Source organism: Caulifigura coniformis (assembly GCF_007745175.1).
GTDB lineage: Bacteria > Planctomycetota > Planctomycetia > Planctomycetales > Planctomycetaceae > Caulifigura > Caulifigura coniformis.
In genome coordinates, this window is sequence record NZ_CP036271.1 from 1,276,154 (window position 1) to 1,290,174 (window position 14,021).

Genomic DNA, 14,021 nt, shown 5'->3' on the forward strand with positions numbered 1-14,021 from the left:
TCTGCGGCTTCAGATCGATGTCCTCGGCATGCATCAGAAAGTTCCGTCCCTGCTGCTCAACCCAGACCGCCGTCGGCTCGTCGGTACACTGACTGATCCAGCAACGCCTCGTGCCCAAGTGCAGGAACACCAGGAAGTACAGGTCAACCAAACCCTTCGGAGTCCACATCGGCTTGGTGACGAAGTCGCACTGCCAGAGTGTCGCGGCATGACGTCTCAGGAAGGCGTCCCATGAGTCGTCTGACCGATGTGGCTGCGGATCCAGGCCTGCTTCGACCAGGATATTCTTGACGGTCTGGCGAGAGAGCTTGATCCCGAGCTTCCGCAATTCACCGAGGATGCGGGTATAGCCAAAATCTGTCTCTTTCCTGATTCTGATCACCAGATCCTGGATTCCTTGTTCGGTTCGTGGACGGCCCGACGGACGGCGGGTCACTTTCGGGATCGAGCCGGGTCCTTCGAACTCGCGGATCCAGCGCACGAAGGTCTCGTAGGTGCAGATCGAAATGAGATTCCGGAGTTGCGGACCAATCCTTCTGCCGGCACGGACGAGCCTCCGCCGGTCCGCGATCGACGTCGGCATGCGTGGAGGCAGCCGACCGCGGAGGATCCGGTTCTCTTCCCTCAGGTAAGCCACCTGCCGGGCCAGTTCCTGTCTCGTACAGCAGGCGAGCATTGCCAGCAGCGGGTGAAAGATCCGTGACATCGTGCTACGGTCGATCTCAGGTGAAAATCAGGAGCGCAGAGTTTTTGTACCCCGCTGGAAGGACCGCACCGTAACGGCGAGGAGGCCGTCCGATGGTCTTCACGGCGGGAGTTCCGAAAGCGAATCTAGGTTCGCCAGTAGCAGCTCAATCCGACTGCCCCAGATTGCCTGTCTTCCGGCTGGAGTGGCCTGAGGCTCGCGCCTTTTTCTCTCGGCGCTCGCGCGCGAGCGCGGAGAGAGCGCCGCGGCGCTCGCGCAGGGCTTGATTCTGTTAACCAAAGGCGCTTTTCGTTCCGTAACTTCGGGTCGCGGCGGCCGGCCCCCGAGCGCGACGCGGAATCACGAAGTCAATCGCTCTCAACAGCTTGTGGCTTTTGGCTGGAGAGAAACTTTCCGCTTAGCCGTTGTGTACGGGGAGGGTTCACGAATCCGAGGTGTTGACGCCGCCCGGCTGCTTTGCCGCGGTCGATCGCCGCTGGTAAAGTGCGCCTTACGGGCAAATAGGGCAATTGCCCAATGGGATCTGCTTCCGAGTCGACACGACCTCCACCTCATCATCTTCGATCAGCTGCTTCTTGGTGTCCGCTGTTTGTTGGCGCGGAATCAGTTGTGGTCCGTCGAGACCTCAACGCCATTGGACGATGGCCGCGATCTCTGGCAGCGATTTGAAGGACTGGGACCTCAGGTCCGCCGCAACACTTCGTTTCTGCATATCACGGGAGTCGGCAATGCTCATGTCGTCCTGGCGTCGATGGTTGCGGAGGCTAGCGGCCCGGCCGGTGCGGTTCACGTGGCATCGTGGCCGTCGGGGTTGGCGTCGTCGTCCGGCGATGCGGAGGAGCATGGCCTCACGCATTGGCGGTCGCGATCGCCGCGGACCTGAGGTCCTGGAATCCCGGCTGCTGCTGGCTGCGGTCACAGCCACATTGACGGACTCGCTCCCGGTCGGTGGTGACACCGATGCCGATGGCGTCGTCGATCCGGGCGAAACGATCACCTACACGGCGACGATCACGGAGACGAGCGGGAGCGCTGCCACCAACGTCTCGTTCTCGGTGGACCTCGATCCCAATACGACGCTGGTCGCAAACTCGGTTCGGATCACACCGATTGCCCTCGACGATGCCTATTCACTCGTCGGCAACACGCCGCTGACGGTGAATGTCGCAGCCGGCCTCCTGGCCAACGACATCGACATTGATTCGACCACTCCGTTTTCGAATGTCGGCCTGAGCGCGGTGGCTGCCAGCGTGACCGACATCGGCGGAACAGCCGGCGTCAGTGGCAGTCTCGTGGTCAATGCCAACGGCAGCTTCACGTACACGCCGGGCACGGGTGCGACCGGGACCGACATCTTCAGTTACCGGATCGTCGATCCGCACAACCTGCAGAACGTCACGGTCGGCGTCGTCACGTTCACGATCACTGATCCTGTGTGGTATGTCGACAGTGCCTACGGCGGCGCGAACGGAGCGAGCGACGGCTCGTTCCTCAAGCCGTTTACGTCGCTCGCGCCGCTCAATGACACCTCACTCCCACTCGACGGCGACGCCGATGCGCCGGGCAGCACGATCTTCGTCTACGAGAGCGGTGCCAACTACACGACCGGCATTCAGCTCGAAAACAATCAGAAGTTGATCGGCGAGAGCACCGGATTGACAGTCAATGGCATGTCCCTTGGCGGCTCGGGCGCCAACCCGGTGATCGTCAACACGGCTGGAAACGACGTCACACTGGCCAGCGGCAACACCCTTCGTGGGATCAACATTGGCACGGCGTCTGATGCCGTGGGCAGCGGGTTGGCTGGATTCAATATTGGAACATTGTCGGTCTCCAATGTTTCGATCGTCACGGCGGGCGAGGACGCCATCGGGATTGGCAACGGCACGTTCGCGGCCGGGTCGGCCTTCACGTCCGTCTCGGCAAGCGGATTAGGCGGCATCAGCCTGAACTCGATGCACGGGGGGGTTGATCTCGGAACAGGTACGCTCTCCGGGAGCGGAATCGTTTTCAACGTGAATGGAGGGACCCTCTCCGCGACCTACAGCGGCAACATCACGCACACCACGATCAACGCGACGGTCTCGATCATCAATCACTCGAGCGGCACGATCACGTTCCAATCGGGTTCGATCAATATCACCGGTGGGGCAGGCCTTCAATTTGCAAACGCCGATGGCTCCTATGACTTCAACGGCACAAACACACTGAACGGCGGCGACGCAGGGATCGACATCCTCAACGGTTCCGCGGGCTCGTTCACGTTCTCTGCCAATACGGCGATCACCAATCCGAGCGGCGTCGGCTTCAACATGCTGAATAGCAACGGCTCGGTGAGCTACGCGGGAGCAATCGCCAAGAACAGCGCGGGCCGCGCGGTCAGCATCGACAACCACGACGGCGCGAATAACGTCACGTTCTCGGGCAACATCTCGTCGACCGGCACGAGCGGCGGCATCCTGGTGCAGAACAACGCGGCCGGCACGGTGACATTCTCCGGGGCCAGTAAGACGCTGAACACCGGCGCGAACGCGGCTGTGTCGCTGCTGAACAACACCGGCTCAACGATCAACTTCACCGGGGGCGGACTCGATATCGATACGACCAGCGGTGCTGGATTCGCAGCCACCGGCGGCGGCACGGTCACGGTGCAGGGCACGGGCAACTCGATCACCTCCACGAGTGCGACGGCGCTCAACGTCGATAACACCACGATTGGCGCCGGCGGTCTCGTCTTCCACGCGATTTCCGCCGGCAATGCCAGTGCAGCAGCCGACCCGGCCAGCGGCATCATCCTGAATACCACCGGTGCGACCGCCGGACTCACCGTCACCGGCGACGGCAACACCAGCGTCGGCGGCAACAATTCCGGCGGCACGATCCAGAACACCACCAGTCACGGGATCTCGCTGACGAATACCCGCAGCCCGTCGTTCACGAATGTGAACATCCAGGGCACGCTGGGCCACGGGGTCAACGGCACCGGTGTCACGAACTTCACCTTCGCCAACAGCAAGGTCAACAACGCCGGCGACGCCTCCGGCGAGAACAGCATCAACTTCGATCCCGATTCCGGCACGGCCAATGTGACGTTCTTAAGCAACGTTTCCGGCGTCGTCAGCATCACGAACAATCAGATCACGAACACGGAAGCCGATGGCGTTCGCATCGTCAACGGGTTCGGGACCATCAGCAACCTCGTCATTACAGGCAATCAACTCGGTGACACCGGTGATGTCGCAACGCCCGGCTCGGCCATCCTGGTCCAGGCGAAAGCGGTTGCCGTGGGCAACGCCGCTTCGATCACCAGGGCCGACCTGAACAACAACACCATCACCGATTTCCGGGCCGGCGCCGGTTTCGTGATCCAGGCCGTCTCGACGGATGCCACCAATAGCGCGCTCGTCAGCCTCGGCACGCCCGGCAGCGCGACCAACGTCATCAACGTCACCGGCAACCTGATGAACGGCGGCAACGGCGGCATCGGTAATCAGCCGGACCGCTTCATCACGGCCGGGATCTCCGGGACGGCCGCCGCCAACTTCAACGTCTCCAACAACGGAACCCTTGCGAATCCGATCAGGAACATCGACGGGGTCGTCATCGAATTGCAGGTGGATGGCCACTCGACCTACACCGCGACCGTCAACAACAACGTGATCGCCGCGAACAACGCGGTCGGCTCGGCCGGTATTGCGATCGGCGCCGACGCCGACGGTTTTGCAGGAACCACCGACGATGCGTTCATGATCGTCACGGTCAGCAACAACAACATCAGCCAGACGGACGGCCCAGGCATTTTCGCCCTCGCGCGAGGCGAATCAACCGCCAGGCTCGATGTCCACATCCTGAACAACACCGTTGCCGCGCCGACCGCGACCAGTTCCGCCCGTGCAGGCATTCGGGTCGATTCGGGTTCGGCGATGAGCATCGACACAACCGTCAACCTGGAGATCTCCGGGAATACGACGGGCGGAAGCACCAACACGGCAACGAGCACGACGTCCCCAGGGATCAACCTCCGCAAGCAGGGGACCTCGGTCACCATCAATGAGTTCAACATCAAAGGGATGCCCGACCCGGCGCCATTAGGAGAGGCATCACCGGCCATCGAGAACTATGTCAACAGTCAGAATACCAGCACATCGGGTACGTTCGGTGTCGGGGGCACAGCGCTGCTTTCGGCGACGAGTGGATTCACGAACAACACGCCAGCCGGCTTCCTGATGTTCGCGTACGCGCTCGAGGAAGCGCCGCCACAGCCCAATGTGGAAGAGCCGACTTCCTCGCCGATCGACGACCCAATCAACGTCGAACCGGTCGTCATCGTCGAGGAGCACGGACCATCCCCGACCGCCGTCAATGTCCCCGAGCAGGCAGTACCGCCAGTCATCACCTTTGATGACGGCGTGCTCTCCCAAATCGAACTCGATGCCCTTGTTGATGCGGCGATCGAACGCTGGATCGCCGCAGGTCTCACTGACGAGCAGCGGGACTACCTGGAATCCGTCACGGTCACCGTCGCGAGCATGCCCGGCTGGTATCTCGGTTCCGCTTCACCGGGCGTGGTCACGATCGACTCCGACGCCGCAGGAAACGGCTGGTTCATCGACCAGACTCCCCTCGACGACAGCGAGTTTTCTTCCAACGGATCTGCCACGCGGCTCGCCGCCACGGCCGGCAGTGATGCGGCGGACGATGTCGACCTGCTAACGACCCTCATGCACGAGTTCGGCCATCAGCTCGGCCTGCCGGACTACTACAGCGCGGACCAGCGCAACAACCTGATGTTTGACTACCTCACCGTTGGCGAACGGCGATTGCCGACTGCAGCACAGGCCGATGGCTATGTCACCGGCAGCGTCGCTCACGAAGCGTTCATGTTCGGCCCACTCAACCTCGGCACGCTCCCGGCCAACAAGGCGGTGCAGGTCATTTTCCAGGCGACCGTCAACACCCCCCTGCCGGCCGGCCTCGCACCGACGATCTCGGCCCAGGGCACCGTCAGCGGCACCAACTTCACCACCGTCAACACCGACGACCCCGACATCGCCGGCCCCGCGAACCCCACGACGACCACCCTCGACTCGCTAACCATCGGTAGCCAGGTCTGGATCGAAACCGGTGGCAACTCGACGTTCGACGTCACCGACACGAAGCCCAACGGCGTGACTGTGAAACTCTACGTGGACGACGGCGACGGCGTGCTGGATGCGGGCGATGGCGCGGCAATCGCCACGACCACGACCGCCAACATCGGCGGAACTGATGGACGTTACCAGTTCACCGGCCTCCTGCCGGGCAACTACATCATTGAAGTCGCGAGCGGCGGTCCGCTCGCCGGGCTGGCCTCTCTCGCCGGCGCGCCCGATCCCGACAACAACGTCGACAACGACGACAACGGCGCCCCCGTGGCCGGATTCGGTTTCGCGAGTGCCCCCATCACCCTGGCCTATAACACCGAGCCAACCACCGACGGCGATGCAGATGCCGACACGAACCTCACGGTCGATTTCGGTTTCATCGCCAACCAGAATCCCGTCGCGACGGACGACAACTTCACGGCGGCCGAAGATGGCCCGACGGTCACGGGCAACCTGATCACCGGTAACAACGGCAACGGAGTCGACAGCGATGCCGACGTGGGCAACGTCCTGTCGATCGCTTCGATCGACATTCCGGGCGTCGGAACCGGCCTGGCTGTGGGCGTCGAGCACGAGTTTGCCAGCGGCGCGACGATCCTCGTCAACGCCGATGGCAGCTTCACGTTCAATCCAGCAAACGCCTACCAGGGCCTCGATGACACCGAGACCACGCCCGAAACGTTCACCTACACGCTGAGCGACGGCGTCGGCGGGACCGATACGGCCACCGTGACGGTGACGGTCTCGGGCGACGATGACGATCCCGTGGCGACCGATAACGACGTCACGACGAACGAAGACACGTCCCTCACCGGCAACGTCATTACCGACAACAATGGCCACGGCGTCGATTCGGATGCCGATATCGAGACGCTCACCGTGACGTCGATCACAGTCGACGGTGACGTTCTGGCGGTCGGTGTGCTTCATACGCTCGACAGCGGCGCAACGCTCATCGTCAACAGCGACGGCAGCTACACCTACAACCCGAACGGCGCGTTCGATGGTCTCGACGTCGGCGAGAGCGACACCGAGGTGTTCACCTACAACCTCAGCGATGGCGACGGCGCGGCCGACACCGCCACGGTGACCATCACGATCACCGGTCTGAACGACGCTCCGGTCGCCAGCGACGACGACATCTCCGTCGCCGAGTTCTCGACGGTCTCCGGAAACCTGATTACCGGGATTAACGGAAACGGCCCCGACACCGATCCCGACGTGGAGACACTCACGATCACCGAGGTCAACGGCCTCGCCGCGAGCGTCGGCACGCAGATCACGCTTGCCAGCGGGGCGCTGCTCACCGTCAACGCCAACGGAACCTTTACCTACGACCCGAACGGCGCCTTCGATCCGCCGCCAGGCGGGTCCGAAACCGACAGCTTCACCTACACGCTCAGCGACGGAACGGTCGTTGACCAGGCGAACGTCGAAATCACGATCACCGGCATCGGCCCCCGCGGAAACATCGTCGCCACATTCCGGCGCGACAAGGCCACGCTGTCGAACACCGACAATCTCCCGCTCGATGTCGACATCGTGTTCCTGGCCGGGGCCGTTCGATTCGTCGGCCGAAACGGCACGACGATCAACGGTGTCTCCGTCCTGGAAATCCCGGGCATCGATTCGATCGGCGGCCGGCTTGGCAGCAGTGAGGACACCGTCAATGTGACCGGCGACGCGGACCTGTTCAGCCTCGACCTGCGTGCCGGGGACAACGCGATCAAGTTCGAGGACTTTTCATCGCGACGCACGGTCACCGCGACCGGCCGGCTGGGAGGACTCGACTTCGACGCCATCGACAGCCAGTTCTACCGACTGGCCGTCAACACCGGGAATTTCGCCGACTCGGTGAGTCTCCAGAACATTGACGTCACCAGCACGACGTCAATCCGCCTCTATGCCGGATTGCACGACGTCACGATCGACGACTCGACGTTCGGAAACACCTTCACGCTCAGTTCCACAGGACCCAATACGACGCTGGACATCGAGGCCGGTGCTCCCAATCTGGCGGGGACCAGTTTCCTCGGGAACTTCACCGTGACGACCGGCAGCAGCGCCGTGATTAACATCAGCCCGCTGTTGACGTCCGACCAGACGACGTTTTCGAAGTTGTTCACGATCACCGCCAAAACGCCCAACGCCCAGCTGATTGACGCGAATGCGATCTACTCGAAGCCGAAAAAGCTGAAGAATGTGACCGATCTCTAGTTCGTGAGGAGTTTGAGTCAGCCTGGCCGGAGCTCGGCGAGCGGGACGAACTGAAATCGAGGTGCCTTCGCGCCGGTCAAGTATGATCGATAGATCAAGCCCTCGGGCAGAACCTACCAGAGACCGCAATCCGACTCAGAGTTAAGGAATGCGTCGTTAAGCCGAAGGCCCGCGGCGATCTCGGTACGTCCGTACCACATGTCAGGCTTCGCTGACCGACTTACGGCAACAGAAAGAGATCCGGCCACCATTCCCTCGTTCGCAGAAGTGCGACCCCTTCGGCCAGTATGGGAATCCAGATCCACCGCAGGCACATGCGAAGCTCCCCCTTCAGGCCATCGAGGCTGACGGACAGCATCGGTGGCGAACTGAGCAGCCCCGGCCTGGGAATGAACACGGGCACGCTCGAGCGATAGCGAACGAAGTCTTCGCCGAAGATGCCCTGGAGCTTCGCTTCCTCGTAGGGCACAGTGATCAGCAGGTAGATCGGCAGGGCGAGCAGAACTCCGATCGCAAACGTGACGCTCTGCACGAAGAACGCGATCGAAAGAGTCAGGAGAAACGTTCCCAGGTACAGCGGATTCCGGCAGATCGAATAGGGGCCCTCGGTCGCCAGTTGCCGGTGCTTCCGCCCGCCGATGTAGAGCGTCGCCCACCAGCGGAACAACGCACCGGCGGCGAAGCACACCCATCCGGCGACTTCCAGTATCCAGGCCTCGCGCGAGTTCTCGCGTACCATTGGCGCCGACAGGGCACTTGCCACCGCAAACGGCGCGATCACCAGCATCGAAAGCCAAGCCCGCGATCGGACGAACCAGCGTCTCGTTGGCGACTGAGGATTGATTCCGACATCACTCGTCATCGTAGTTGCACCTTGATCCGTTCGAGGGAAATCCACAGTGGCCGTGATGACGGCGAGTGAGGCCGCTGGATGGCGGGTCGCCCGACGTGTCAGAAGTCGTACCACAGTCCAGCACCGACAAGTTGCTGGGAGTCGTCATAGAACTGGTACTGGCTCGACTTGCCGTTGAAGTAAAAGCCGCCCACACGCAACACGTGCCCGGTCTGTTCGCGCCAAAGCCAGCCCGCCTCCGTCGTGACGTCGCCGCCGAAGTCGTGCTCCTCCCGCAGGTGGGCGTGAACCGCGAGAAAGGGCGTTCCTTCCGGCCCTGTGACGCCGGCCTTGGAAAGCTCCGTTCCGAACTGGAGCTCCCAGGGGTCGGCGCCACCCTCCCGAAAGAAGGCATAGGCGGCCTCGGCGTACAGCCGCATGGAATCCACCGGGTAGTGCGACACACCCAGTTGCACCGCGTCGCGAACGTAGTTGACGCGTTTGTCGAGGCTGCCGGGAGTGCGGATGGCGTATTCGTCGCCGAGGTGCGAACTGAGGTGGTAATACCCGAACTTGAACTGCCAGTCGTCGATGCCGTACGTCAGCGGCAGGCCTCCGCGGAAGTCCACGGAGTCGAGATCCCGCATGTCGTCGAGGGTCAGCCGCGCCATGGCGGCTGCTTCGACATCGAGCTGCCAGCCCTGTGGTCGCAGCGGGTCATCATTGCCGTAGCGAAAGAGTCCCACGCGGGCACCGAGAGTCGGATCCCAGTACGAGGCGCCCCCGTGCTCGGAGAAGACTTGAACGCCGAGGCGCGGCTCATGCAGACCGGCCCAGTACGACCGATGGATCAACCCCTTGGGCAGAACCTGAGAGGTCCAGAACTCATCGCCGTCACTCAGTGCCCGCACCCAGTCGTGTCGTTCATGGGGCCGAGAATCGTCTGCGAACGTGCTGGAGGGCATCACGATCAGCGACGAAAGCATCAACCACGCGATCACTTCGCGGCCGGAGTGACGACGACGCTCGTCGCCGTCGAGACTCCTCAAGTCTTGGCCGTGTGGCATGAGCTCACTCGTCGGTCTTTTCCACGCCAACGCAACGGGCATGGAAGGGGAAGAAGAAGCGGGACGTCCGGGCGTCACGCAACGACGCGCGGTCGCGCGGCTAGAGGTTCCATGTCAGCCTCGCGCCGACGAATGCACCGGGCTCGAGTTTCACCTTGTCGTGAAGGTTCTGCTGGTCGTCACCTTCACCGTAGTGGCGGTCGAACGCGTATCCGGCGCTTACGTCGAACGTCATATTCTTCCGGAAGTCATGCTTTACGCCGAAGACCAGCCGCTGCTCGATGGCGTAGAACAGATCCTGCCGGTCCGTTCGGTCGGACAGAAAGTAGGTGTCGGTGGCGTACTGGTAACCGCCGTAGGCGCGGGTCCGCTCGGTCAGTGCGTAGGTCGCAAGGCCGTCGATATTCAGGAGCGGCAGGTACGACAGCTTGAAGTGAAGGTCTTCAGTGGCCTGCCAGGTCATGTCGAACGGCAGACCGATATTCATGTGAAACGTCTCCGACGGATTCCAGTTGTACGCCAGCAGGGGAATGGGGAAGTTCGGCGACCCTGATGGCGAGTACATCACCCCCAGCATCCACGAATCCCGGCCGTCCTGAACAGGAATGACCAGAAAGCCCCCGAGCTGACAGCTCAGTTCCTTCAGCGAATCAAACGGCTTGTCGCTGGGCGAGCCGATGTCGGCCATCAACATGCTCGACCAGCCGTTCTCGAACTGGTGCATGTGTTTCACGCCGAGCGTGATGTTCCAAAGATCGGACGGAAACCGGCGGAGCGAGTCGGGAAGGACGGCATTGCCGGAGAAGTGGGTTTCGTCAACGACGAGGCTCATCATCACGGCATCGGCCCCTTCGAACCACACGGGGATGTCGACACCGAGTCGATTCCGGACGATCTGCAGGTCGCCCGTCTGACCTTTCACCCCGGCCGATGGATACCAGAGGAACTCATATCCCGGCTCGTCGCCGGGCCCCCCCGGTCCACCGGGTCCGCCAGGACCGTCACCGGAACCTCCCGGTCCGTCGGCCGGTGTTCCTCGCCCCGCTCTTTCGTCCGGGGCGAACTGTCCCACTCCACCTTCAAACACATGCTCGGGTTCGAACGTGCGGCCTTCCGCGAGTGTGCCGTTGTCCAGGATCGAGTCCGCGTTCGCCCGGAGCACGTCGGGAGCGTCGAGACTTGTCTCAAATGCAGTTTCGTCCCCGAGCGGTTCCTCCTCGTTCAAAGGAGGTGAGGCACCCATGTCGGGACTTGCCGTGTCATGTGACATCGGAGATTGCGCCGCTGACAGGTGAAACGTCTCGGTGACGTCCCAGGCCGATGCACACACCATCTCGTTGCAGTCCGAGAGGGACTGCCCCGCGCCAGACATGGTCGCGCATCCCGAGATGGTGATCAGAATCGCGCACGCGAGGATCCATGCGATCCACCGCGCGAATACTGAGGTGCGAGGCGAGCCGTCCTGTGGCCTGTTCGCAGACATGATCGACTGTTTCCTTCAGACGAAGACGGAACCTGTCTTCGAGCGACTCCGGTTCGGATGCTCACCCAGCGTCTCCGTGATGAGAGTGTCAGGCTGCCCGCAATCGCTCAATTTCGGTTTCGTATGAATCTGTATCAGGCTGTCATCGAATGTTTCCGATGCCGCGTCTGCCCGCCGGAGTCACCGCCACGTGACGGATCATCACGGGCAGAACACTAGGTGCGGCCAGAGCAGCGCTCAACGGCGCTTGGGTATCGCGATGTATCGGTTTGTAACCGCCTCCGAAGAGCATTGGCGCGCGAGGGGGAAATCGCGGAGAGTGGCGCCTCGCCTGTCGAATCCGCCCCTGCCAACCGCACGTTCGTCGCGTCCGATTCCCGAGCCCGTGATGAGTGAATCCGTCGACTGCCGTGTCCTGCTGGTAGAAGATGACCGTGAGTTGGCATCAATGGTCGCTGACTTCCTGGCACCCCATGGATTCGCCGTGGCCATCGAGCGGCGCGGCGATCTGGCGGTTGAGCGGATGCGATCTGAGCCTCACGACGCCGTTATTCTCGACGTCAACCTGCCGGAGATGGACGGATTCACGGTGTGCCGGACGATGCGGTCCTGCTTTCAGGGGCCGATCCTGATCCTCACGGCCCGCGGCGACGAAGTTGATGAAGTCGTCGGTCTCGAAGTCGGAGCGGACGACTACCTCGCCAAACCGGTTCGGCCGCGCGTCCTGCTGGCACGTCTCCGTGCCCACCTGCGCAAGGCGGTCGTGCAGAACGGCGACACCTCCGCGAACCGGATTTCAGTTGGAGAGTTGTTGATCGACGCCGGGCGGCGCGTCGTCGAGCTGGCCGGCCAGGAGGTCAACTTGACTTCCGCCGAGTTCGAACTCCTGTGGCTGTTGGCAGAGAAAGTCGGACAGGTCGTCAGTCGAAACGAGATCTACAAGAAGATTCACGGCATTCCGTATGACGGACTCGATCGGTCGATCGACCTGCGCATCTCGCGAATACGGAAAAAGCTGGGCGACGATCCGGTGAACCCGCAGCGCATCAAGGTTGTCCGGAGCATCGGCTACATGCTCTCCGAAGCCCGGTGATTCAGCGCCGTGTCGCGTCTCACGGGCGAGAAGTGCTCGCCGCTCAGAGTCGCTTGAGATACGCGACCAGGTCCTTCTTCTGCTGGGCGCTCGGTGCTTCGGGCGGCCCTGCATCGCCGTCAGCGTCCGGCTCCGGCGGGCCATCACTGATGCTCAGCGGCGGGAACCGCGCCATGAAGTGGTCGCTGTAGAGTTCGACCACGTCCTCCAGTTTCTCCGCAGTATTGTTGTGAAAGTACGGCGCGGTCCTGCTGATGCCCCGCAGTGAAGGGATGTCGAAGGCCTCGAAGTCGTACGGACTACCGGTGATCATCGCGCGCCCCGGGTCGGTCGAGTACAGCTGCATCGCAATGTTCGGCCCGGTGATCGGATTGCCGTCGCCATCCTTCTTGTTCGAGAACGGATTGAAAGACGCAGGCTGCGGAGGCAGATCGGCCACCTTTTTCGTCCGCGTTCCGTCTGTGTAGAACCGGTACCGGTAGTGCGGAAAGCTCACGCTCTTCGTAAAGCTCTGCGAATCCGGGTCGAGCCCGGCCATGAACGCTTCGTACGCGGAACCGATGTTGATGAATTCGTTGGTCGGCTGGTGAGACGGCACAGGCGTGGGAGGATCGGTCGCGGGAATCTGATAGACGACCGTTCCGTTCGGTCGCAGCGACGAGAACGACAAATCGTGGATCCTTCGATCCACGATTGTCGTCATCGCCCCACCCCCATGACACACCGCACAGACTTTCTTGAACACCTCTCGCCCCCGCTCCTCGGCCGACGTGAGCTGTAGCCCTTCATCAACCTGGGCCGCGGTCTCATGGCTGCCGCCGGCCGACAGCGTCGTTGCTGCACGTCGGGCCCGGTCCGATGAAAAGATGCTCCGCTCGAACGCCGCAAGATGTTCGAGGTCCGCCCGCGATATGGTTCCTCCCTGGCTGTGATCCGTGATGGCATGCTGCGCCTGCTCCTCGAGAGTCGCGACTCTGCCATCGAGCTGAAATGGAGCCGTCATCGCGCTGTCGCGGATCGAAGGGACGCTTCGCCACACGAACAGCCTCCGGTCCCTGGGCGTCGTCACATTGCCGAGGTAGTCGATGATGTCCACGTTGTCTGGCAAAGTGATCCAGACGCGCACCAGGCCCTTTCTCAGGTGATTGAAAGTCAGCTTCCTGGCGTCCGGGTCATCCGCATCAATCGCGTTGAACAAAGGATCGTTCGGATTGGACTTCCAGAGCGATTCGACATGTGCCGGAGTGAGCGTGAAATCGTTCTCCGGGACATGACACGTTGCACACGACCGGCCGTTTGTGCCAGGAAACGCCTGGCGGAAAAGCTGTTCGCCCAGTTCCTGCGGCGTCTGGGCGAGAATTGGTCGGGAGACGCAGATCGCCAACGCCAACACCGTCGCCAAGGTCCTCACGAACAGGTTCAGCGGCCTGCCACGTGATGCGCTCGCAAGGCCCTGCACCAGGATTATCCTGCGAGTGG

The 14,021-nt window shown here is 62.1% G+C and carries 6 protein-coding genes and 1 pseudogene; 2 read left to right on the forward strand and 5 right to left on the reverse strand.

The genetic code is table 11. From position 1 onward, the window contains the following. Positions 1 to 706, reverse strand: a pseudogene (locus tag Pan44_RS27250) (hypothetical protein); the annotation flags it as partial. Between the two features lie 842 nt (positions 707 to 1,548). Here Pan44_RS27250 and Pan44_RS05140 point away from each other — a divergent pair. Then, entirely contained in the window at positions 1,549 to 8,067 is a 6,519-nt protein-coding gene (locus Pan44_RS05140; protein ID WP_145027912.1) for an Ig-like domain-containing protein, read from the forward strand. A 220-nt stretch (positions 8,068 to 8,287) separates the two neighbouring features. Here Pan44_RS05140 and Pan44_RS05145 read toward each other — a convergent pair whose 3' ends face one another. From Pan44_RS05145 to Pan44_RS05155, 3 genes are all read right to left on the reverse strand, one after another. Continuing rightward, positions 8,288 to 8,806, reverse strand: coding sequence for a methyltransferase family protein (locus Pan44_RS05145; RefSeq protein ID WP_197453870.1), 519 nt, complete (start codon positions 8,804 to 8,806; stop codon positions 8,288 to 8,290). Between the two features lie 212 nt (positions 8,807 to 9,018). Beyond that, positions 9,019 to 9,966 carry a DUF1207 domain-containing protein gene (locus Pan44_RS05150; RefSeq protein ID WP_197453871.1) on the reverse strand — a complete coding sequence of 316 codons (948 nt, stop codon included), beginning with the start codon at positions 9,964 to 9,966 and terminating at the stop codon, positions 9,019 to 9,021. Positions 9,967 to 10,066: 100 nt separating this feature from the next. Then, complete coding sequence (locus Pan44_RS05155) at positions 10,067 to 11,209, reverse strand: DUF6268 family outer membrane beta-barrel protein (RefSeq protein WP_145027918.1); 1,143 nt, start codon at positions 11,207 to 11,209, stop codon at positions 10,067 to 10,069. 628 nt (positions 11,210 to 11,837) lie between these two features. On the opposite strand from Pan44_RS05155, the gene Pan44_RS05160 reads away from it, so the two are divergent. Further along, on the forward strand, positions 11,838 to 12,542 hold the full coding sequence (locus Pan44_RS05160; RefSeq protein WP_145034920.1) for a response regulator: 705 nt from the start codon (positions 11,838 to 11,840) through the stop codon (positions 12,540 to 12,542). A gap of 43 nt (positions 12,543 to 12,585) precedes the next feature. Here the strand turns inward: Pan44_RS05160 and Pan44_RS05165 are convergent, their stop codons facing one another. Next, entirely contained in the window at positions 12,586 to 13,935 is a 1,350-nt protein-coding gene (locus tag Pan44_RS05165; RefSeq protein WP_231754320.1) for a cytochrome c peroxidase, read from the reverse strand. Positions 13,936 to 14,021 lie beyond the last annotated feature (86 nt).